Raw genomic sequence first — 20,802 nt, 5'->3', positions numbered from 1 at the left:
TTTAGTACACAGTTCAGTACACACGCCACCTGTGTACTTAACCTTGTGTACTAACAATGCCCCGTCTCGCCACCCCACTTACCGACACCCGCGTCAAGGCGCTGAAGCCAAAGGCCGCCCGCTACTTTGTCTCTGACGGCGGTGGCCTAGTGCTGGAGGTCATGCCGTCCGGCTCGAAGATCTGGCGCTACCGATACTCGCTGCACGGCAAGCAGCAACCGCTGATCACCGTTGGCGACTACCCGGCGACAGGCCTAATGGCGGCGCGCGAGCGGGCACGCAGGTATGCGGAAATCGTGGCGAGAGGGGTTTCACCGGTTGCTGACGCTCGCAAGGACCGGGGGACCGAGAAGCTGAGTGACACCGTGGCCGACTTCGCCGCCATCTGGATGACTGCTGAGATCGAGGGGAAGTCTGAGAGCTACAGCCGCACGACGCGGCGAGCATTGGAGAAAGACGTGCTGCCGGCCATCGGCAACAAGCGCCTGGCGGACGTGACGCCTGGCGACGTGCTGGCGATCTGCGACAAGATCAAAGGGCGTGGTGCGCCCAAGATGGCTCTGACCACCCGGAACGTGGTCAAGCGACTCTACGAGTACGCAATCGCCCGCCAAGTGGCCATCTCCAACCCGGCCCAATCGGTAGCCGCGCGCTTCATTGCCACAACGGAGAGTCGCACCCGTGTGCTTTCCCCAGATGAGATCGGGACGATGCTCCGCACCGTCTACGCCTTCAACATCAGGCGACCGCTCAAGCTGGCCCTGCATCTGCTGGTGCTAACCATGGTCCGCAAGTCCGAACTGATCGAAGCGAAGTGGGAACAATTCGACTTGGACGCGGCGATCTGGCGTATTCCGGCAGATGCCATGAAGATGAGGAAGGAGCATTGGGTGTATCTGTCCGCCCAGGCCGTGGAGATGCTGCGCGAGTTGCGCACCATTGGCGGCAACGTCTACGTGTTCCCATCATCCCGCGGGCGACTTGAAGCCCCGATTGCAAAGCCCACCCTCAACACTGCCGTGAAGTCGCTTGGATTGGATATGGAGCACTTCGTGTTGCACGATTTCCGGCGCACAGCATCCACCCACCTGCACGAAATGGGGCTTCCGTCCGACGCCATCGAGAAGGCACTGGCCCACGAGGTCAAAGGCATTAAGGGCGTGTATAACCGGGCCGAATACGCCAATGAGCGGAAGCGCATCCTTCAAACTTGGGCATCCTTCGTAGAGGCGCAGATCGAAGAAGGTCGCAAGGTCGTCCTCGCGCAATCTGGCAAGGCTGCATAGCAGCTACCACAAAATCTCAGATCCGCGTTGCCATATGCTGACACAATGCCTATTGTTGCCCGTCAGCAACAATTTCTCCAATTGAAATTCCGGTTAGAAATCACGGAAATTATTAGAAAAATAGACAGATTTCTCTGACGCACGGTCCCAAGGCAATGAGAAAGTTCCCAAGGCGGTACCGCAGAAACGAGGATAATGATTGCCACTGATCGCCCATACATTACTTGTGGGCAAAAAGACGAAGCCACCAAGTCTGCATTGGAGCGCGGAACTTGGTGGCCTCAGAGGCAGCGCGCATCAATCTTGTCGAGGGAGCAATGCGCGCTTTGTACCAAATGCCGTCGAAGGCACTGGCAGGCAGTATTTGCGAATTAGGAGGAATCCGATCCTCGCGGCGCTTAACCCTTGGGTTCCCAAGAATTCTGCGTCATACGCAAATTACCGCACGGCCCAAGGTTAGCGGGCTATGCTGGCGCGAGCAAGGAAAATATAGACATTTCTGTCCGCTTGTGGGCACCTAGTTACACTCGCGGACGGATTTCCACCCTCGCAAGCCGACGACGGCACTTCGAGATCGAAGAGCCAATGGCAAAAAAAATCGAAGTTGCCACCATTGAGGTGGCGCAAGTGACCGTCCTTCCCAAGGACGGTGTTTCCCGGTTCGCGCAACTCTCGCCCTTTATCGGGTTGAGCCGCGAGAAATGGCGGCAGCTTGTACGGGACGGGAAGGCGCCTGCGCCGATCCGACTGGGCACACGCTGCACCGTCTACCAGAATGCGGCGGTTCATGCCTGGCTGGTCGACCCGGTTAACTACCGCGCCGAGGAGGCAGTATGAGCGCCGCTCTTCGGACCGCGGCCGCGCTGGTATCCGCGAGCCGGGCTGGGGCCGTCACCATGTCGTCGCGCGAAATCGCGGAACTGACGGGTAGCACGCACGACAACGTGCTCAAGACCGTCCGCGCGCTGGTGGATAAGGGTGTCGTTTCTGGAAACGAGACCCCCTACATCCACCCGCAGAACCGCCAGACCTACGCCGAGTTCCGCCTGAACTACCGCGACACGATGGTTGTGGTGTCCGGGTACAGCGTGGAACTGCGGGCCAGGATCATCGACCGCTGGCAGGATCTGGAGGAGCAAGAGCAACTTCAGCGCACTCCTTCGGCCGCCAAGCTGACGGGCGAGCTTGCCATCATGGAATGCTTTACTCGTCTGCTGCGTCCCGCGCCGTCGTCTCAACTAACCATGCTTGGGACAATTGCCAAACAGAATGGCCTGGATCCCAGCTTCCTGCCCGCCTATGCCCTTGATGCACCGACTGACGCCGAGAATGGCTCGTCGCTGCCCACGTCATCGCTCACTGAACTGCTGAGGACCCACGGCATTAAGATCGGTGCTGCCAAGTACAACGCGATGCTGCGAGATGCAGGCATATTGACAGAGCGCACGCGCAAGAGCACATCCAAAGGCTCTCGCAACGGCGAGAAGCGCTTCTGGTGCATCACTGAACGCGGCCTGGCCTTTGGCAAGAATCTAATCAGCCCAGAGTCTCCGCGCGAGACGCAGCCGCACTGGTACGTGGATCGCTTCCCGGAGCTCCGCCGCATCGTGTCGGCTCGTCTGCTAGGAGACGAGCAATGATTTTGAAGCGTCACATCGCGTGCGCTGGGGCCACTTGCAATCCACGGGCTCCGAGCTATACTCCGACCGTGCCGAAGACAAACGGCACCGGGATTGGCGTCCCGAATGAGGCGGCGAGCAAGCCGCAACAACGTGTGCGGCTTTTTTGTTCGCGCCTGGTTATGCCTTCTATGGTGGCTGGGCGGGAGGAGCCGAAAGGCTCGCCGGTGCCTCATCGGTACGCCAACTTCCGTTTCAGCCACCACCCTCAATTGGCGTTGGGGGTGGCGGTTCACGCACCGCAAATGAGGCACACCATGACACACCCTTCCGCTCACCCTGCGCAAAGGCAATCCGCTTTCATTTTCAGCCCCAGAGGCGCTCGCTTTGCTGCGAAACGTGCAGACCATGCACAACTCCGTTGGATCGGCGACGGCATCGGTCTTGATACCAGTCAGGCAGCAACGATCAATTTTATCGATCAGGGCGGCCGCGTCGAGAGCCTGACCTTGGCCGAGACGCTTGCCCGGGCGGATGAGATCGATGCTCGCGGGCTTCATCGCATCCTGGCCGCGGCGCGCTGCGCCTTCGAAGCTGGCGATCTGTCTGAAGCCGACGCCCAAGCCTGGCAGCAAGCTGATGTGGAAGTTCTTGCTGCGGCAGATCGTGCGCTTCCGGCGGTTGCGGGGGAAGCATGAATTCCGAACACCCACCACTCACGCCGCCCGACTGCGATCTGCGGGATTTCCCGTTCATGCAGCTTGAGATAAAGCGGCTGCTCGGCTCGGAGACGTGGATCCTTGGCACGGGCGACGAGCGGGCCGCCGCAATCGCGCTGTGGCTTGAGAGCTGGCATCAAGTGCCCGCGGCAAGCCTGCCGGACAATGACCGAATGCTCGCTCACCTATCGCAGTCGAAGGCTTGGAAGCGTGTGAAAGAGCACGCATTGCGCGGCTGGGTGAAATGCTCGGACGAGCGCCTATATCACCCGGTAGTTGCGGAGAAATCGCTCGAGGCCTGGATCGAGAAGCTGCTGAATAGACTTTCCGGATCGACCGGCAATGCCAAGCGCTGGGGCATTGAGGTCGACATCGACGGCATTTCGAGGCGCGTCGTTGAGGCCGCCGCGCTCCTGCGCTCAATCGCCCCCCAATCAAAGTCACTCAAAAAAAAGCAGGTTGTATCAATCGTATCGGGATCGCTCCCCGATAGAAATCGTATCGCCCCCCGACAAGATAAAACATCGCCGCCCGATTCGCCCCCCGAATCATCAGGCGATCGCAAGAGAGAGGGAGAGAGAAAGAGAGAAATTAAAAACAAAAGCTATAGCGGCGGCGTTGGTAGCTCGAACGTGGTGGACCCTGTGGATAACTCGGCATCGCCGCCGCTTTCCGCCGATGAAATCGAAGAACACCTAGTGCGGCTGGAAGCCAATCGGAGCAAAAGCCTGGGCCTGTCCCCGCGTGCGCGCGAGGCGTTTCCCCGGATTGCGGACCGCCAGATCGGCTTGCCCGTGTTGCTCCGGGCTCACGTCCTTGCGTGCGCGCGACGGGCGGCCGACGGGGACCAGTCCCCGGTGAACCCAGCATTCCTCGAGTCGTTCATTGACGAGGCCATCGCCGAGCGCAAGCAGGGCGCCACCACCGCGCCGGACTGGGACGAGACGACAGAGGGCGTGCGCGCCAAAGCGGATGAGCTCCGCCTGGCACAGCAGCGCGACGATGAGCCGTGGTTCTGGTTCCAGCTGCGCGTCATTAAAGCCGCGGGAGACATGCATGTGATTGATCGCGCGGTCAGCAAGGCAGAGCGCATGAACCTGAGCGAGTACGAGCGGGTACATCGGTTCCTCTACGGCGTGCTGCCGGGGCAGGCGGCCGCATGAGCGCGGCGGCAGTGCTTCGCCGGGCACGAGAAACCGGCGCGAGCCTTTGGCTTGACGGCGATCAGACGAGCGTCTCCGGGCCGCTTGATGCCGTGCGCGAGTTCCTCTCCGCGAGCGCCGGCTACGAGCCAGCAATCGTCGCCGTGCTGCAGTGCGTTGACAGAGCACTGGCTGCGGAGACGGATCCGGCCGGCGCGCAAGGGGCGCGCCCGCAGGCGGAAACGTTGCTGCGGGCCGAGTTGGTGGCGCTGATCGGGGAGGTTGCGGCGCTCCTGGGAGAAGAGCCTCCGGTCGCCGCCCTGAATCACGCGGTCCTCGAACCACTTCACGCCATCCCGGCAAATTTGGTTTTCTTCCGGGATTGCGCCTTGAGCCTGCGCGCTGCGCAGGCTGCTCGGGCATTCATTGGGTCGCTCCTGCGGTGCCCGCTCGAACTACGAACAAATGGTGGGGTGTAAGTGCCGGAAGAACCTCCATTCCCTCCGTGCGCTTTGCATACGCTTCTCGCACGCATGCAACATCGCGGCATGTGTCGCGCTGCAATGACCTCCAGTTGTCCTGCTCGCGCTTGAACGCCCGTTTGTCCGTGGTAGCCGCCATGGCCTCCTTGTAGAGTTCGACCATTCGACGGTCGGCCGCGGATAGATCTTGATTTGCGCAAATCATGTGCTCGACCTGAGTTCTTGCTCTTCTGCAGTCGAAGCTGGGAGACCACGTGGCTTGCTCTTTGGCTGGCGACATTTGGCTCTGGTTCGTTGGTTCGGTACCCGCATCGCCTTGATCGTTTGCGGGTGCCAGATCCGCAACGGGTGCCGTGGCAGTAGCGGGCGTGGGCATTGCTTTAGCCATAGGATCAAATGGCGGATCTTTGCAGTCGATCTCTCGGTCCCACGCGACAATCCGGCCACCGTCCTTGAAGGTCACGATAAGACCACCTTGGAACGGGTCATAGCGATCTACTCGCCGGCCCAAGTCTCCCTCAATCTTTTCAGCATCGCCGCCGTCATATCGACCAAAAACAGGATAGCAGCGCGATCCGTAATACCTGGGGGCGTATCTCATCTCTACCTGCCCTGTATTCCCAGCCTCATCGGGTGGAGCGGCAGCGGGCTCTGATTTTGTGCATCCCATCGTGATTGAAATGAACATGGGTATGGCCGCAAGCCAAGTCCAGTTGCGCAACATTAGATATCCCGATTCGATGTGACCTGAAGGCAACGTATCCGAGCGAGCGAACTATAGTCAAGCGATTTTGCAGGCGCTTGGCTGCGCTCGTGAAGTACCAGCACGTGGACTTCCGCTGTGCTTGGTCGTGACGCAATTCTGAGTGCCGATCAACTCGCCAAGGAGGCGCAATGAAGACGAAATCGGGGGGCAGAGATGCGGGCTCATCCCGCGGCGCTCCCGTTCCAGAGTGGTGGCACGGACGGCAGGCACCTCGCGTGGTCGCTGCCAGGGAGAGGAGCACGATGGAACAGCTATGTGACAAGGCAGATCATCTGCTGAAGTCGTTGAGGGCTTGCCATGTGCAATGAGTTGCAGATCAAGGCCGCCGAAGAGTGCTTGCGCGCCGCTTTGGTCGGTGGCCTGGACACGACGCCCCACCGCGCTGAATTGGATCGCCTACGGGCCGATCTGGCGCAGAAACGGGCCGTCGCTGCCCAAGCAGCGGCGGCGTCTGCCCGTGCTGCCCGGGAGGCGGCCGAGGCATCGATTCAACACGACGCAGCCTGCATCGCCGCTGAGTCGGCCGAACGAGTACAGGCATTTCTGGCAGCATTTTCCATCGAGGATTCTCAATAATGATTGAGCAGCACGCTGTTCGGGTGGCGCACGCACGCGCCCAACTTTCGGAGGCCATCCGGGCCGCCGACACCATTTCGGCGCGCCACGCCGAGGTCCACCAGCGCATCGCAACTGCCTGCGCACGGCGGGATGCGGCCTTCGCGGGTCTGCGTTCTGGCGAACTACCGGAGGACGTCGGCGCCGCGCGCCTGGCAATCGCGAAGGCCGACATCGACGATCTAGAGGCGTTGGCGGCCGGCCTCCAATGCGAAATTGCCGCCGCGGAGCAGACACGCCGCGTTGCGGAGGACGCCCTGCGCGGAGCGGAAACGGCCCTTGCCCATGCCGAGCGCGCCACTGCCATCCAAGGTTTGAACGAGGTCGTGGTCCAGCTCGAGGCCAAGCTGTGTGCCGCCATCGGCGAGCGTCACCGATTTGCCGTCGAGCAAAGCGGCGGCGGCTTCTTGATGCTTTCCCGTTCGTGGACCCCCTCTCAACCTCTGTTCGCCGCTGTCACGGCTGGCGTCCCTCCGGCGCCGCCTGAGCGCTGATACGCATCACCCGCGGTTAGCTGGCCCATGCCGGCGCCGCTTCTCTCGATGTCCTCTTGCAGCTGGCACGCGCCGTCAGCATCGCCGGGCAATCCCCTTGGAGCTTTGCCTCCCCCCGTGAGGAACCGGAATTCGTGAGACTGCATTTTCCGAAGAGTCAACGACTTAGCAGTTAATGTGCTCACCCACATTAGAACCGCAAATAGCGAGACTGCCCTGAGTTGAAGCGCGAATTTGTTGGACTGCTCTTCACCGGTTGCTCGCTGGCTCTTCCCGACCCCTATGTGCAGATTGAAACTATGCGCACATGCCGTGGATTTCTTGGTACCAGCCCAGATCCGCAAGGATGCGGACCGATACCATCTGGGCATAGTTATAGCGCCCGTAGGAACCGCATGAGTGAGTCTGATGCCTTGAATCGGCGCATGGCGTTACCTGGAGGGGCCAGTCGTGCGAGTGCCTTCTCTTTCATTGCTAGGTCAGCTTCGACATACCGATGTGTGGTGGTGGTGCTCTCGTGGCCAAGCCAGAGTGCGATGACATTGAATGGCACCCCCGACTGCAGGAGATGCATGGCCACGGTATGTCGCAATGTGTGGGGAGAAACGCGCTTCTTGAGCAGGCTGGGTTCTTGGTCGGACGCCCGTGTTACAGCGAGTGACAGACGCTGTGCGACGTTGGATCGGGACATCGCTTGCCCATCGCGATTGGGCAGTAACGCTGCCTGGTCATGGAGTGTTGGATTCAGTCGTAGCCACCTGCGGATTTCTTGCACGGTGGTCTTCCATAAAGGTACTGATCGCTGCTTGCGGCCCTTGCCGCGAAGGTGGACGCAGGCAGCACCGTCAAGCACGATATCCATCACCCGCACGCCGATAATCTCTGAGACCCGTGCACCGGTGTTGTAGAGCAACACCAAGAGCAAATGGTCGCGCTGCGAGGACCACGTATCGCCCGGTTTCCCCAGAACGGCAACCATCTCGTCGCGCGTGAGGAACTGAAGCATTGGACGTTCGAAGCGCTTCATCGGGACCGCCAAAGCTCGTTCGACGACGTGAAGCGAGGTCACGTCGCGCCGACCGGCGAACTTCAGGAATGCACGTAAAGCAGTAAGCCTTAGGTTGCGGCTACGAATTGCGTTGTGCCGAACGTGCTCCAGATGGTCCAGGAACGCCAGAATAGTCTCAGGTTGGATGTCGGCCAGCCGTAAGGATGTTGGGGCCTTGCCTAGTTTGCGGCTGGCGAAATCCAGGAACAGCATCAGAGCATCGCGGTAGCAGGCCACTGTGCGCGGACTGAGCGCGCGTTGCGCGACGAGATATTCGGTGAAGAACTGCTGGACCAGCGCGGCAAACGACGGTGGTTTCGGTGCGGCAACATTACGCATTTGGTGCCTCCGCCTGGGATGCGAATGACTCAAAGCGCTTTGCTGCCAACGACATCAATTGCGGCACCGCCGAGAGGTACCAGTAGGTGTTGGTGATCATCGCGTGTCCGACGTAAGTCGATAGCGACAGCATGGACTGATCGATGTCGATGCCCTGCGCTTGCCACAACATAATGCGGCGAACTACGAAGGTGTGCCTCAGATCGTGGATGCGCGGAGCATGATGAGTGCCACGGTTACGCCAGCCCAGTTGCTTGCGCAGGGAGGCGAAGACGCGGTCGACGTGACGTCTGCTCAGTGGCATGCCAAGTCTATGCCCACGTGTACCGACGAAGAACGGAGCATCGATGTGGGCAGATATGCCGGCGAAGTCGCACTTCCTGCGATAGCGACGCAACGCTTCAACCGTGCTCGCGTGCATGGGTACCTGACGCGATTTGGCAAACTTGGTCCGCTCAATGGTGAGTACACCCCGCTTCAGGTTAACGTCCGAGTTGCGCATTGCCAACGCTTCGGAAATCCGCAGACCTGTACTCGCGAGGAGCCCGAACAGCGTTTCGTAGACGGCACTCCGCAGTCCACGAGCCGGATCCAGCCGCCGCGCAGCGGCCAGCAAATCGGTAATCTCGCGTTCACTGAAGATGTGTGGAGTCTGCCGCTCCGGTAGCCGACCAAAGATCGTATCGTCAGGCACTTCGGTGCGCGGCTCAAATTGCTGCAGCCAACGCATGAACGAACGCAACCGCTTCAGTCTGCGCGCCCAAGTAAGCGGGTCTTGGCTGGCTTGCCTGTCGCGCCGCGCCCAGTCGGACATAACTTCCACGGTCAACGGTCCGCGGTGACCAACGGCCCGAACGTGGCACGCGAAGCTGCGTAGTGCGTAAGCTGATGTGCTTATGGAAAAGCCAAGTTGGCTACGCTCGCTAAGGTAGCGCTCAACGAGCCGTTGTAGAGACGTGGCTGTGCTCATGCTGCGCTCCCCGGCCAAGGCAAGGCGACCTCAACGAGCTTCCGGCTGTCGAGTTTGGCGTAGATTAGCGTGGTGTTCAGCGAGCGGTGGCGCAGGACGTCGGCCACCTCCTTAAGGGAAGAACCGCCCGCCAATAGCCGATTAGCCATCGTGTGCCGAAGCAAGTGGGAGCGCGTGTACGGTAAACCGGCTCTCTTGAAGGCCTGACGGACAGTCTTGCGTACGCAGTCCGCACCGACCGGCTGATCGCGTGGCGCGACAAGACGCATGAAGACCATTCGATTGTGCGTCTTAGGTCGCTCGTACTTCAGATAGGCGGCGATTGCCATTGCGGTCGTCGCCGGTAGTGGCAACACGTCGTCGCGGCGGCCCTTAGTATGGCGCAGCGTTACAGTGCCGGCGCGCCAGTCGATGTCGTCGAGGCTTAGCTGCGCGACTTCACCGCTGCGAAGGCCGAGATCGAGGGCGCAGCGTACGATAGCGTCGGCGCGGCGCAGAGAACGTCCTGGCTTACCAAGCGAACCGATCAGTTGCTCGACTTCCTCGGCGCTTAGGGTCTTGGGAAGCGATGCCAACTGCCAGTTAGCGGGATAGGAAAGCGCGCCTATCAGTCCGTGTACTAGGTCACCAAGCGAAGCACGATAACGAAAGTACCCGCGCAGTGCTGCGACCACCGTACCAGCGCTTGCCGGTTTGCTGTATAGCTTGGCCTGTTGCGCGAAGAAGCGCCGTACATGGTATGGCCTGACGGCCATGATATCGATGACTCCGTCGCTAAAGCGAGAAAGCAGTAGCCGCCCTACGATGCGTAGAGCTATCTGCCGGGTCTTTGGTGCCAGCCCACGCACATGGTTCATGTACTCGCTGTAACGGAGCAACTCCTCATCTACCGGAGTTCTGCGTGACACGGATGGGGCGACAACCCCTTGATAGCGTAATACGACCAGCAGATGACCCAAGGCAGCACTCAGATTGCGTCGATCTCGTTCAACGGGGCCGGTGCAGTGGCATTGACTAAGATGAACGTCAAGGAACTCCGTAACGACGGCCTCATTGATGCTTGATATGCGCAAGCGGCGACTATGCAACCATTGAGCAAAGTGGGCAACAGCGCCCATGCAATGGGCCAACGTGGCTGTCGCATAGCCACGCTCAGTCAAATACTGCTTGAACGCATCAACATGCGGGGAAAGCGGTCCCCTGCCGACCCAGTCGAATCGTTCGGTGGGTCGATGTGATCGGATGTTCGCCATGGTGGTCTCCTACAGTGGGACCACCACTACAATCCGCGGCCAAAACTATGTCCAGATCTACCCCGATCGACCTTGCCAGAAGCGGCGTCCGTCCTACATCCACCTTGTAGCCAGGAAGAATCTGCGCATAGCTTCGATCTGCGCATAGGGGTCGCTATGCACAGATTTGCATAGCGCCCCATAGCGGCCGTCCGTGCGGACCACAGCGGGACAGTAATGAGGGACTCCAGCTACGCCGGAGGCCGGCTCGCGCGTCAGCAGAGCTCTAATCATTAGCTGACGCTTTTATGTGTTGGAACCAATAGTCGAGCGAGTGCAGCTCGATCAAATGCTCCTTCACGATGATCGGCAACTGCCACTCAATCTCCGGCAGCAGCGCCTTGAGGTACGAGCGTCGCTGCTCGCCCATATCGCGAAATGATAGGTCCATGTACGAGGGCAGCCCCTCGGGACCTTCGCGTTTCTCGACGCGATGCGAACGGAATAAGCCCGTCATGAGCGAGGCTCGAACGTTGAGATAGGCCAATGGCATACCCGCTTCCTCTCGGCTCTTAATGCTCTCGCTGGTGACAAGGTAGTCGGCCACCCAATTGTTACCCAGCACTTGGCTAGCCTCGTCGCGGATTAACGGATGAGGATGGCGCTTAGGCGACAGATTTAGATTGTCTGGGTAGTTGGAATAGAATCGCTGGAACATGCATCCCATGGAGCAGAGCAGAAGGTACCAGACGTTGAAGTTAAGTCTGCGCTGCTCTACAAGGTATTTCAACGTTAGGTCAGTCGCCTCCGCATCGGCCAGAAGCTCTCGTGCCTGTGCCGGAAGATCGGGCGGCACGGCCTTATTAGCATCTTGGGATGCAGGGTTCATCTTGGCAGAGTCGCTCTGAGCCACAGCGACCTCCTCCATCTCCCAGAAAGCATCGTCATGGATCCTTGAGGCTCCCTCCGAGTGCAGCAGATGGTGCCCCTGCACAACGTGACCCAACTCATGAAAAAACGTCCACACGAGCATCAACTCAAACATGATGAACCTGCACCGAACGTCGTCAGGTTGAAGTCGCCGCGCGTCGCCCTTATTTTCCGGGATGAGCCTGACGAAAGTCTCGCATGTAGGTCTAAACAGCTCAGTCACGTTCGACGCATGCAAATGCGGCAGGGGATCAGTGAACCGAACCCGGCAATCGAGAAACATCTCCATCTTATTGAAGTTGTTCAAGGTATCGGTTTCCATCGCGAGACGGCGGCAGACGATGGGAAATGTGAACGCATCAGCGTAGATTTCCGAGATGAGAGATGTGCGGAACTCCATGCGAGGGTGAAGCGGGCGGCTTGGGGAGACGAATACGCCGGCGTTGGGCGGGCCTAAAGTCATTTCGAACGTCAGTTCGCCGCCCCGAGGCTCAAAAATCTTCTTATTGGCCCATTCAACGAGGCTGCCGATTAGCTGCTGCGCCAGCGCCTCGGTGAACTCATTGTTGATGAACTTCTTTTCTTCTTGAAGCCTAAGCCGTTTCAGACCGTCGATCGCGTTCATGGTGGTCCCTCCTTAAAAGCTGTTTGCTGATATGCGTTTCGGGGTCAGCTCGCCAACGGTAAGTGCAAAACAGTTTTGCGTCATTATCAGTGAGGCAACGAAAACAAAAACTGAGAATTTATCCACTAAATCAATCCGATTGTCGAGGATCTTCCCTGTCCTGTCGAATGTCCCTTCATGGCCGACAGCGGTCGTGCGCTGTGCCGGCGCCCGAGCCTCGGCTTGCCGCGCACGCGGTCAAAAGTTGTAGGTGATGGCGCCCTTATTGTCGACGATCCAGCGCTTGGAAACGAGTTTGGCGATGATCGCCTCGACCTCGGCGTCGCGCAACTCGCGCGGGCGGAGCATCGACTTGATGTGCGTGGCCAGGGTGCTCCGCCGGCGGGGACGGGCGACCTTGCTCGACCGCCCGAGGATCTCCTTCGTCTTCTCGGCGTCCGGCTCGGCGCCGGAGGCCGCCTTGGCAGTGGGCCTGGGCTGGGGCTTGGCCTGCTCCGCCCACGCGGCTGTGGGCGTGCTGGCCTTTGGCGCCCCGGCGGGCCTCGCGACGGGCGCGGGCGCTGCTGGGCGCGCGGCGTCGGCGGTGGCCGCCCCTGGCCGCTCGCGCGAGGCGCCGTTGGCCTGCACCGCGACGATCGCACTGACCGCCTGGCTCGCGGGTGCGACGGCAGGGGCCTCAGGGGCCAGGGCCGGGGCGCTCGGGAAGGCCGGAAGCGGGGGCGCCGCTGGCACGCCGCCTCCATCCCTGTCCCGCGTCGCGCCGCTCGCAGCCGTGTGGATCGCCTGGGTGGTCCCGCGGTCTATGGCGATCGACGCTCCCTCGGCAGGGGAGGCGCCGGGGAAGGCATCCTCAATTGAGGACGCGCGGCTCGCCCGGATTCCCGTCTCGGCCGAGAGCCAGGCGAGAAGGGGGTCGAACCCCTTGTCCTTCGAGAGGACGACGACCGGGCCGCGCTCGCCGGCCTGGACCATGCGCCCAGGCTCGAAGGCGATGTGGAAGTCGAGGGCGTTGGGCCCCGCGCCGCTCGCCTTCACCCAGCGCGCGCGCTCGCCCATGGCCTGCAGGCCCATGGCGACCTCGATGGGGACCTTCCTCTGGCCGTCGATGAGTCGGAACCAGTTGAGCCACACCATCGGCGGAACGCGAAAGATGACAACAAAAGGCGGCCGGTCCGTGGTGACCGTTGGCGCGGGCGCTCCGTGCCTCCCCCGCGAGAGTGTGCGGCGCGCCTGCATCCTGGCGCGCCATCGTCCGCCAGCCGCACCCCGCCGATTCCCCTCCACGGCCTTGGCCTGGCGCCGCGCGGATCAGTCAAAATAGAAGGGCGCGAGGCTATCGCGGCCGTCCCCCAAAAAAAACGGCACGGGCCGACAAGGCGTAAGCCGCCTTCGGGCGTGCTAGTCTGACTCCGATGGGTGCGATTGGCCGCAAGAGCCAGGTGGCTTTGCGCCTTGGGGAGCAAATAGAGAACAAAGAAAAATGAGCAACAGGGATCCAAAGGGTTACTACGCCATCCTCGGCCTGGGCATCGACGCGGACGCCGCGGCGATCAAGGCGGCCTACCGCCGGCGGGCGATGGAGCTGCACCCGGACCGCAACGCCTCGCCGGACGCGACCAGGCAGTTCCAGCTCCTCAACGAGGCCTACGCTGCGCTCAACGATCCGGCGGCGCGGGCTGAATACGACACCAAGTCGGTCGAGCCGCGCGAGGAGCCCGCCGCCGCGGCGCGCGAGGAGCCAGAACCAATCGTCTGCTCCTGCTGCGGGAAGGTCTCAGCCCAGCCCCGCTACGCCATCTTCCTTGAGGCGAAGAGCTTCATCTTCGTCACTACCCGCTCGGCGATCCAGGGGATCTTCTGCAGCGCCTGCGCCGAGAAGAAGGCCTTGAAGGCGTCGGCGGTCACCTGGCTCCTGGGGTGGTGGGGTATCCCATGGGGCCCCGTCTACTCAGTCCAGGCGCTCTGGGGGAACATGCTCGGCGGCAAGCGCCCGGCGCTGTCCAACGCACGACTGGCCGCCCACCAGGCGTGGTTCTTCGCCGCCACAGGCCGCCCCGAGATGGCCCACGCCGTCGCCGTCGACGCCATGGGCCTGGCGAGGAAGATCCCGGCCAACTCGAAGGCGGTCCGCGACAAGAAGGCCCTCGGCTATGAGGTGGAGGACGAGGGCGCACAGCTGCGCGCCCATATCCAAAAACTCCTGGACGCGCTCGGTGGCAGCGGGGGCATGCGGCTAAAAGACGCCTGGCGCTTGGCGCGCCGCCCCTTCTTCATCCAGGTGGCAGCGGCAGCCCTCCTGGCCGCGGGCGTGTGGTATGGGGTCGAGTACGCCCCGACAAGCGCCTACGAGCCCCCGCGCGGCCCCAAGCCCTACCTGGCTGAGCCCCTGCCTGCCCCGGCGCCCGCGCAGCCGCAAGCCGCCAGTCCACCGTGGGAGTACATCGGGCCCTCAGTCGCGCCCGCCGCGGCCCCGGCCAAGCCCGCCTGGGTTAGGCCGGCGACGGCGCCCAATGGCCAGCCCTGGCCCGCGGCGGCCTCGCATTTGAAGGGGTTCCCCCGCGCCAACGCGAGCGGCCTCTCGACCGTCACCGTCGACAACAGCCAGAACGACTCGGACGTCTACGTCAAGCTCGTCTCGCTCGATGGCCCCGTCGCTCGCCCGGTCCGCTTCTTCTTCATCCCCGCCCATGGGCGCTTCACCACGGAGAAAGTCACAGCCGGCGCCTACGACGTGCGCTACCAGGATCTGAACCACGGCTCACGCGCGCGCTCGGAGCAGTTCGCGCTCGAGGAGACGGAGGGCACTGATGGCACGCGATACAGCAACGTCACCATGACGCTCTACAAGGTCCACAACGGGAACATGCGGACCTACGACCTGGCGGAGGACGAGTTCTAACCACCGCGAGAGCCAAGGCGCCCACCGGCGCGCAGCGCCCCCACGGCTGAGTGGCCGGCTGCCGAGCGCGAGGTCAATGGCCGGCGCCAGTGGACTCCAAGGCTCCATTCCGTTGCACCTTGAGTCGGGCGAGCAAATGGCCTCGTCTTGCCCAGGGTCGGCCGCCCAGCAGCCAAGCGGAACAGAACCGGCGATGGCCAGCGCCTCCTTCCGGCGACCTGCTGGGCCAGTCCCACCATTCGCGAGACCGCAGCCAATGCATGCCGCATTGGCCTACCCCGATTTACGCAAGGCCTCAGCGCGCGGCGCCAGATCGATGGCCTAGCAGATGGTCGGCAAAGCGGCCGCGCCGACCACAAACGCGGCGCACCGACCTGATGGTCGGTGGTGCAATGCTCTAAGAAGAGCGCGGCGCTCAGCAGCTTGCTGGCGGGCATGAGCGTTGCGCGATACTGGTCATGCGCTTCCTCGAGGCTCTTCCGCCGCCGGCGTCACCCGCACAGGGATTGCCGTTCTGGCGGGCTGGATTTCGTAGTCCGCCAAGCGAGCACCTGGCCACCGGCGCTTGATGACCTCCTTAGCCTCGTTTCGGCCTGTGCAGTACTCCAGCTCGAGCAGCAGCGCATCCCCCTTTAGTTCGACCAAGCAAACAGCCCGATGTAGGAGCTCCGCGGCCTTCTTGGGTTGCACCCCCTTGGAGTTGGCACCAACTCGCAACTCGCGCTCGCGGTTGTAGCAGCTCACACACAGCGTCCCGCCGAGGAGGCGGAATGTTGCGGAGCTGCATCGCACGCAACGCCTTGCAGGCTCGACTCCCCGGTACGGGAGCCTCCTCCATTCTCGCTTCGCCACAGGCTGTGGCAGACACTCAGACGTGTGGATTTCCCCGATAGCGCATGCGTTGCATTGAATTGTCGCCTTGGCGGCGCTGTTTCGAGCACAGGCCGTCGGCGTCAGATTCGCCTTGAGGGCCTCGCAGCGGAAAAGGCGCACGCCTGGGTAGTCGGGGCTTTCTTCGTATTGAACCTGCACCGTGATCGCTCCTTCCCCTGTGTTTTGGTGGGGAAAGGGTTGAGTCACGACTATTTGCAAGGGACAACCTCAAAGGCGGTTGTCGGTTGTCGTGACGCCATGCTCGGCATGGAGCAAGGTCAATCAGGAGCTATGGTCGTGGCGGAAGTAAGGAAAGAGGCCCAGCAGTGGGTATTGGCGCGGGCGCGCTGGGAGGCAGAGCCTCAGATGACGTTCTCGGACGTCGCCGTTTTGCTTGGAATTTCAAAGCAGGCTGTAGCGAAGCACGCTCAGCGCTTCGGCTGGCGCCAGAGACTGGACATGCCGACCCTCATTGCCAAGGCCCACGCGAAAGCTGATAAGGAGACCGTAAGGACTATGGAGCGTGATGCCGACACCAGCCACGCAGAGACGCCGCAGGTTGTCGCTCCGGGCCCCATTTTTGCCGGGTTGTCGCGCCCCATCATTCCAGCCGACGCATCCCCTGAGGAAGCCCACCAGATCACCTCGGCTGCTGCTATCGACGCGCGTGCCGAGCTGCTGACTCGCCATCGTCGGGAATGGGGCGCCGTGCGCAATCTCGCCTATACCGCGATCAAATCGAAGGATCTGATGGAGGCCCGCACCGCAAAAACTGTCGCGGAGGCCGTCAAAACCCTCCAGGACGGCGAGCGCAAGGCTTGGGGGCTGGATTCGGGCGACGAGGGGCCTGTGAAAGTCACTGTGGTTCGCGGTGGCACCTGATGAGCGCGCACCTGGCGCATCGCGCCGAGTCTTTTTTTTCTTGCAAATGGCCGCGCTGTGGCCAATAGGAGCATCTGAATGAAGGTATTCGAGCCAAAGATCGAGATCCGCCTGATCAAGTCCGCGCGCCGTGAGGAGGTGTCTGGCGGGGTGGCTACGGCTTCCCGGTACCGGGATCTGGCCTCGTTGGACCTGACGCCGTACCTGTCGGACGGCACGCCGGTCCGCGTCGGGAAATCCGTCCGGGAGCCTGCGGGTGCCTGGTCGATCCCGCTGGTCGATCGCATTGTGCCCAAGGTGGGCGAGTCGCTCTATGCGCTCATCGAGCCCATGGACATGGTTGAGTTCCGCTTGGCCCACAACCCGGCCGATCCGGACTATGCCGGTGCCTCAGGTGGCCGCAGGTACCAGCTCCCGGTGGTCATGCGTGGCTTCGTGTCGTCCATCACGCGCTCGCGCTCGATGGAGGGCGGCGCGCCGAGTCGCATGATCCAGGTGTCCGGCCACGACTTCGGGAAGATTCTGCAGATCTTCCGCATCTATTACCTCAACAACTCGGTGGTCGGCGACAACATCATTGGGGAGCTGAAGTTCTTCCATAAGTACGCCGGCATGGGCGACGCCAAAATGATGACAGCAGTCGAGTTCGTGAATCTCGTTCTGGACAAGGTGGTGAACAGGTACATCGCCGCGCTCACACTGTATGCCGATGGCTCTGGCGTCGGCTCGTCGGTCGTACACAAGCTCACGCCAGAAGTGTCCATCCCCGGCACGGTAGACCCGGGCACCGTCGCCACTATGAACGAGGTTTCGGTGTATCAGTTCCTTAGCCACATCCTGGACGTTGGCCCCTTCAATGAGATGTACCTGGATGAGCGATCGGACGGTGTGGCGCTGGTGGTACGCCCGAACCCATTCCTCGCTGCAAATGGAACCGAGATCCAGAGCGGCACCGGGGCCGACGTGGTGGAGATCGGCTCCATCGAAGTGGAGTCGATCTCGGAAACACGAACGGACGCCGGCGTAGCGAACTTCTATTGGGTCACCAATGGCGTTTGGCAGCTCATCCAGAACCAGTCAATGCGCGAGCTGGCAGAGTCTGGGTTCGTTTCCGACTACCTGCTCTCCGACTACGTCAACTGCAGTAATGGGCGCTACGGCTATCGGAAGATGGAGGTGGAGTCGCACATGGGGCCGGACACGCTGCGCAATAGCGACGCCACCAGCGCCTCGGAAACCCAGACAGAAAATGAAAAGCTGCTAGGGTGGCTGACCAACCGACGCCGCATTCTGGCCGAGCAGAACAAGGACAACGTGGTGTTTGAGTCCGGCTCCATGCGCGTGCGCGGCAACGAGCGGATCAAGGCCGGGAGCTACCTGGCCATTCGCCGCGGCAAAGCCCGGACGCTCTACTACGTCACCCACGTGGCCCATGAATTCCTGCCATACAACTCGTTCAAGACCACGGTGATGTACGAGCGCGGCACCGGCTTCATCGATCGGGCGCAGATGGCCGTCGCGCCATACCTGGCGGAGTTGAGTCCCAAGGGCGCCGTGTGATTGCGCTAGATGGGGCAGCTTGAGGCGCCCGTCTCTGCACTGTCAGAGTATGACGCCTTCACACTGGCGACGTATGGGCTCCATAATAGGGGGTGGCAAGTACCAAAAATGGGCTGCCACGTGACGACATTGACGGTGATTCGCGCAGACAGGCGTGTTTCACACAGTGGCTTGGAGCGCTCGGCGGGGACGCCTGGCGCCTACATCGGCCCAGATGGAGTCAAGATGTGTGACACGTTGACGGTGGCCAAGGTGTCGCCGCATGGCCGGTACTAGCACTAGATGAGGCAATATCGCAGAGTATTATGGCGGCGGCCAGTCCGGATCGAGGAGATAGGGGGTAAGGGCAATGGCCAGGTCAGATAAGGCGTTGAAAAAGGCAATGGAGATGCGCCGGCCGCAGCAAGCGCGGGAGGACGTGGCTTGGTTGTTCGAGCAGTTGACTAAGCAAGATCGGCCCATGCCAAATGAGAATGAGGTCACCATTCAGCGCGAGGGGCGCGTGGTCAAGATGGCTCTGCTCGATGGCGAGGCAAAGATCACCGGCGATATCGACTTCGATAAACTCTGCGCGATCATCGATGCCAATCTGCTGGCGTTGCAGCGTGACCAGAAGGACTAAGTTGACTAATACGGGCTTCCGACTGGAGGCATAAGTAGCCCGGCACCGCCAGATCCGCGTGGGCTTCCTGCAGTTCGGCCAGTTCGACTGCAACTCACATTCCGGTACCAGTTCCCCGGCGTAGGCAATCTCCACGCATTTAGAGAAAACTTTCGGCAGTTGTAGCTGTGGGAGAAGAATCCGGACTTTCGAGGGCCGTAGCAGTCACTCGGAATCCCTTCAATAACCTACAAAAGCGCCATTTGCGGCACTTTGTCGCGTGCTGGGGGCGCTATTCGCGCGCTACCGCCTGCGTGCTCGGCAAGCAGGCTAGCGCTTCTTGCCGGTGGTGGGCTTTTCGATAACGCGGGAGAAGCCACATGATAGATCCAGACGAATGGAAAGCGCGGGTGGTCGCTGAAGGCATCACCCTGTGTCCAGCCTGCGAATCAACAGAGGTAATGCTAGGCGCCTTGGGACTCTTTGCGCTCGTTGCCTGCTACGAAGCACAATGAGGTCAATGCGCCAACTTCAGGAGCCTGCCATGTCCACCCTTGACCTGCAGCAAGCCCAGCAGCAACTCGACCAACTGGTTGACGCCGTGAGCGCCGGCAGCGAGTCCGTGGTGGTGATCCGTGACCGCACCGGCCGGCCCGCCGCCAAGCTGGTGTCGGTCGATGACATGCATGACCAGGTGCACGAGCTGCGCGAGCGCCTGCGCCGGCTGGAACGCCTTTGGAAGCACGCCATGGCGGCGAGCGATCCGCGCGCCGAAGCGCGCGCCAGGCTCAAGCGGCGCGTGCATCAGGGGAGCGTGGTCACCAACATACAGCGCGACATCGCCAGCGACGCACAGCGCGAGATGGTTGCTGCGTTCGAAAGGGTCCAACACGCCTTCGCCGAGGTGCTGGGCCCGCCCTCGTTCTACACGACGCTGCAGAAAGCTCACCCTATGTCTCCGCCGTCGCACGCCAGCCGGCCCCGGCTGATCGGCATCGGAGCCGGCAAGCGGCCAGTGCCCGCCGACATCGACTCAGCCAATCCGGAGATCCAGCGCATGTTCGAGGGGGATGGGAATTGAAGCTACTGCTCGACACGCATATCCTCCTGTGGGCCATGTACGCCGAGGACAGCAGCAAACTGCCTCCCCTCGCGGCCGCGCTGCTGGACAACCCGGAGCACGAATACTTCGTCAGCGCCGCCACCGTATGGGAGATCGCCATCAAGCACGCCTTGCAGCGGGGCGACTTCAACTATCCACCCGATGAGGTCGTTGGGCTGGCGGAAGCCGCCGGCTGCCAGCTCCTGCCGGTGACCGTAGCGGACGCGGTCGCCCTCACCCGGCTGCCGACGGCCGCGGCCGTCGGCGCCACTAACAGCGACCCCTTCGACCGCATGCTGATCGCCCAGGCCATGTCCGGCCATCTGGTGCTGGTGACCCGCGACCCCGAGATCCCCAAGTACCAGCAGCACCTGACCCAGCAGTGCATCATCGCCGTCTGACCGACGGCCCCACTCCAACCACACCGAAAAAGCCGCGCCATGGGCGTCAGCAAGCAAACCGAGATCACCGTCGCCGAGCCCGAGGTGGCCCAGGGACGACGGTCCGAGCTGGTGCACGTGCCCGCCTGACGCCCAAGGAAATAGACATGACCCCACGAGCCAAACTACTGTTGTTTTTCAGTCTGTTGTTCGCCTCGGTAACTGCTTTTGCTAACTG

The 20,802-nt window shown here is 61.7% G+C and carries 20 protein-coding genes; 14 read left to right on the top strand and 6 right to left on the bottom strand.

Annotated elements, in window-relative coordinates; translation table 11 throughout:
- Positions 1-56 precede the first annotated feature (56 nt).
- From AC1DT6_RS32270 to AC1DT6_RS32245, 6 genes are all read left to right on the top strand, one after another.
- On the top strand, positions 57-1,286 hold the full coding sequence (locus tag AC1DT6_RS32270) for a tyrosine-type recombinase/integrase (RefSeq protein WP_477115234.1): 1,230 nt from the start codon (positions 57-59) through the stop codon (positions 1,284-1,286).
- Positions 1,287-1,871: 585 nt separating this feature from the next.
- On the top strand, positions 1,872-2,123 hold the full coding sequence (locus AC1DT6_RS32265) for a helix-turn-helix transcriptional regulator (RefSeq protein ID WP_477115233.1): 252 nt from the start codon (positions 1,872-1,874) through the stop codon (positions 2,121-2,123).
- On the top strand, positions 2,120-2,926 hold the full coding sequence (locus AC1DT6_RS32260) for a Rha family transcriptional regulator (RefSeq protein ID WP_477115232.1): 807 nt from the start codon (positions 2,120-2,122) through the stop codon (positions 2,924-2,926). Before AC1DT6_RS32265 ends, AC1DT6_RS32260 begins: the two co-directional genes overlap by 4 nt.
- Before the next feature lie 296 nt (positions 2,927-3,222).
- A complete protein-coding gene (locus AC1DT6_RS32255; RefSeq protein ID WP_477115231.1) occupies positions 3,223-3,603 on the top strand; it encodes a hypothetical protein in 381 nt (126 codons plus the stop codon).
- Positions 3,600-4,787, top strand: coding sequence for a DUF1376 domain-containing protein (locus tag AC1DT6_RS32250; RefSeq protein ID WP_477115230.1), 1,188 nt, complete (start codon positions 3,600-3,602; stop codon positions 4,785-4,787). The genes AC1DT6_RS32255 and AC1DT6_RS32250 overlap by 4 nt, the downstream gene beginning before the upstream one ends.
- Positions 4,784-5,245, top strand: a complete 462-nt coding sequence (locus tag AC1DT6_RS32245) for a hypothetical protein (protein WP_477115229.1) — start codon at positions 4,784-4,786, stop codon at positions 5,243-5,245. Before AC1DT6_RS32250 ends, AC1DT6_RS32245 begins: the two co-directional genes overlap by 4 nt.
- Here the strand turns inward: AC1DT6_RS32245 and AC1DT6_RS32240 are convergent.
- On the bottom strand, positions 5,190-5,528 hold the full coding sequence (locus AC1DT6_RS32240; RefSeq protein WP_477115246.1) for a lysozyme inhibitor LprI family protein: 339 nt from the start codon (positions 5,526-5,528) through the stop codon (positions 5,190-5,192). The two genes, AC1DT6_RS32245 and AC1DT6_RS32240, sit on opposite strands and share 56 nt — an antisense overlap.
- A 783-nt stretch (positions 5,529-6,311) precedes the next feature.
- On the opposite strand from AC1DT6_RS32240, the gene AC1DT6_RS32235 reads away from it, so the two are divergent.
- Both AC1DT6_RS32235 and AC1DT6_RS32230 read left to right on the top strand, forming a co-directional pair.
- Complete coding sequence (locus AC1DT6_RS32235; RefSeq protein WP_477115228.1) at positions 6,312-6,590, top strand: hypothetical protein; 279 nt, start codon at positions 6,312-6,314, stop codon at positions 6,588-6,590.
- Positions 6,590-7,123, top strand: coding sequence for a hypothetical protein (locus AC1DT6_RS32230; RefSeq protein ID WP_477115227.1), 534 nt, complete (start codon positions 6,590-6,592; stop codon positions 7,121-7,123). Before AC1DT6_RS32235 ends, AC1DT6_RS32230 begins: the two co-directional genes overlap by 1 nt.
- A 373-nt stretch (positions 7,124-7,496) precedes the next feature.
- Here the strand turns inward: AC1DT6_RS32230 and AC1DT6_RS32225 are convergent, their stop codons facing one another.
- The 5 genes from AC1DT6_RS32225 to AC1DT6_RS32205 form a co-directional block, all read right to left on the bottom strand.
- A complete protein-coding gene (locus tag AC1DT6_RS32225; RefSeq protein ID WP_477115226.1) occupies positions 7,497-8,510 on the bottom strand; it encodes a tyrosine-type recombinase/integrase in 1,014 nt (337 codons plus the stop codon).
- Positions 8,503-9,480: a tyrosine-type recombinase/integrase gene (locus AC1DT6_RS32220; protein WP_477115225.1), complete on the bottom strand. Its 978-nt coding sequence runs from the start codon at positions 9,478-9,480 to the stop codon at positions 8,503-8,505. Before AC1DT6_RS32220 ends, AC1DT6_RS32225 begins: the two co-directional genes overlap by 8 nt.
- A complete protein-coding gene (locus AC1DT6_RS32215; RefSeq protein WP_477115224.1) occupies positions 9,477-10,733 on the bottom strand; it encodes a site-specific integrase in 1,257 nt (418 codons plus the stop codon). The genes AC1DT6_RS32220 and AC1DT6_RS32215 overlap by 4 nt, the downstream gene beginning before the upstream one ends.
- Before the next feature lie 265 nt (positions 10,734-10,998).
- A complete protein-coding gene (locus AC1DT6_RS32210) occupies positions 10,999-12,267 on the bottom strand; it encodes a hypothetical protein (protein WP_477115223.1) in 1,269 nt (422 codons plus the stop codon).
- Positions 12,268-12,504: 237 nt separating this feature from the next.
- Entirely contained in the window at positions 12,505-13,401 is an 897-nt protein-coding gene (locus tag AC1DT6_RS32205; protein ID WP_477115222.1) for a PIN domain-containing protein, read from the bottom strand.
- 346 nt (positions 13,402-13,747) lie between these two features.
- On the opposite strand from AC1DT6_RS32205, the gene AC1DT6_RS32200 reads away from it, so the two are divergent.
- The 6 genes from AC1DT6_RS32200 to AC1DT6_RS32175 all read left to right on the top strand — a co-directional run bounded on the left by AC1DT6_RS32200 (position 13,748) and on the right by AC1DT6_RS32175 (position 20,585).
- Positions 13,748-15,166, top strand: a complete 1,419-nt coding sequence (locus AC1DT6_RS32200; protein ID WP_477115221.1) for a J domain-containing protein — start codon at positions 13,748-13,750, stop codon at positions 15,164-15,166.
- A gap of 876 nt (positions 15,167-16,042) precedes the next feature.
- Positions 16,043-16,921, top strand: a complete 879-nt coding sequence (locus tag AC1DT6_RS32195) for a hypothetical protein (protein ID WP_477115220.1) — start codon at positions 16,043-16,045, stop codon at positions 16,919-16,921.
- Positions 16,922-16,999: 78 nt separating this feature from the next.
- Positions 17,000-18,481: a hypothetical protein gene (locus AC1DT6_RS32190; RefSeq protein WP_477115219.1), complete on the top strand. Its 1,482-nt coding sequence runs from the start codon at positions 17,000-17,002 to the stop codon at positions 18,479-18,481.
- A 349-nt stretch (positions 18,482-18,830) separates the two neighbouring features.
- Positions 18,831-19,103 carry a hypothetical protein gene (locus AC1DT6_RS32185; RefSeq protein ID WP_477115218.1) on the top strand — a complete coding sequence of 91 codons (273 nt, stop codon included), beginning with the start codon at positions 18,831-18,833 and terminating at the stop codon, positions 19,101-19,103.
- A gap of 523 nt (positions 19,104-19,626) precedes the next feature.
- Positions 19,627-20,163, top strand: coding sequence for a hypothetical protein (locus tag AC1DT6_RS32180; protein ID WP_477115217.1), 537 nt, complete (start codon positions 19,627-19,629; stop codon positions 20,161-20,163).
- Positions 20,160-20,585, top strand: coding sequence for a type II toxin-antitoxin system VapC family toxin (locus AC1DT6_RS32175; RefSeq protein ID WP_477115216.1), 426 nt, complete (start codon positions 20,160-20,162; stop codon positions 20,583-20,585). Before AC1DT6_RS32180 ends, AC1DT6_RS32175 begins: the two co-directional genes overlap by 4 nt.
- Positions 20,586-20,802 lie beyond the last annotated feature (217 nt).

Source organism: Cupriavidus sp. 01L45, from assembly GCF_056399885.1.
The sequence above is the reverse complement of the archived record's forward strand: the minus strand, read 5'-3'. Positions and strand labels throughout refer to the sequence as shown.

Excerpts from the sequence above, each read along its gene's own strand:
- AC1DT6_RS32270 (WP_477115234.1), top strand. The coding sequence starts at position 57 with ATGCCCCGTCTCGCCACCCCACTTACCGACACCCGCGTCAAGGCGCTG.
- AC1DT6_RS32250 (WP_477115230.1), top strand. The coding sequence starts at position 3,600 with ATGAATTCCGAACACCCACCACTCACGCCGCCCGACTGCGATCTGCGG.
- AC1DT6_RS32180 (WP_477115217.1), top strand. The coding sequence starts at position 19,627 with ATGTCCACCCTTGACCTGCAGCAAGCCCAGCAGCAACTCGACCAACTG.
- AC1DT6_RS32245 (WP_477115229.1), top strand. The coding sequence starts at position 4,784 with ATGAGCGCGGCGGCAGTGCTTCGCCGGGCACGAGAAACCGGCGCGAGC.
- AC1DT6_RS32260 (WP_477115232.1), top strand. The coding sequence starts at position 2,120 with ATGAGCGCCGCTCTTCGGACCGCGGCCGCGCTGGTATCCGCGAGCCGG.
- AC1DT6_RS32205 (WP_477115222.1), bottom strand. The coding sequence starts at position 13,401 with ATGGTGTGGCTCAACTGGTTCCGACTCATCGACGGCCAGAGGAAGGTC.
- AC1DT6_RS32230 (WP_477115227.1), top strand. The coding sequence starts at position 6,590 with ATGATTGAGCAGCACGCTGTTCGGGTGGCGCACGCACGCGCCCAACTT.
- AC1DT6_RS32235 (WP_477115228.1), top strand. The coding sequence starts at position 6,312 with ATGTGCAATGAGTTGCAGATCAAGGCCGCCGAAGAGTGCTTGCGCGCC.
- AC1DT6_RS32225 (WP_477115226.1), bottom strand. The coding sequence starts at position 8,510 with ATGCGTAATGTTGCCGCACCGAAACCACCGTCGTTTGCCGCGCTGGTC.
- AC1DT6_RS32220 (WP_477115225.1), bottom strand. The coding sequence starts at position 9,480 with ATGAGCACAGCCACGTCTCTACAACGGCTCGTTGAGCGCTACCTTAGC.
- AC1DT6_RS32240 (WP_477115246.1), bottom strand. The coding sequence starts at position 5,528 with ATGTCGCCAGCCAAAGAGCAAGCCACGTGGTCTCCCAGCTTCGACTGC.
- AC1DT6_RS32200 (WP_477115221.1), top strand. The coding sequence starts at position 13,748 with ATGAGCAACAGGGATCCAAAGGGTTACTACGCCATCCTCGGCCTGGGC.
- AC1DT6_RS32215 (WP_477115224.1), bottom strand. The coding sequence starts at position 10,733 with ATGGCGAACATCCGATCACATCGACCCACCGAACGATTCGACTGGGTC.
- AC1DT6_RS32185 (WP_477115218.1), top strand. The coding sequence starts at position 18,831 with ATGGCCAGGTCAGATAAGGCGTTGAAAAAGGCAATGGAGATGCGCCGG.
- AC1DT6_RS32265 (WP_477115233.1), top strand. The coding sequence starts at position 1,872 with ATGGCAAAAAAAATCGAAGTTGCCACCATTGAGGTGGCGCAAGTGACC.
- AC1DT6_RS32210 (WP_477115223.1), bottom strand. The coding sequence starts at position 12,267 with ATGAACGCGATCGACGGTCTGAAACGGCTTAGGCTTCAAGAAGAAAAG.
- AC1DT6_RS32190 (WP_477115219.1), top strand. The coding sequence starts at position 17,000 with ATGAAGGTATTCGAGCCAAAGATCGAGATCCGCCTGATCAAGTCCGCG.
- AC1DT6_RS32255 (WP_477115231.1), top strand. The coding sequence starts at position 3,223 with ATGACACACCCTTCCGCTCACCCTGCGCAAAGGCAATCCGCTTTCATT.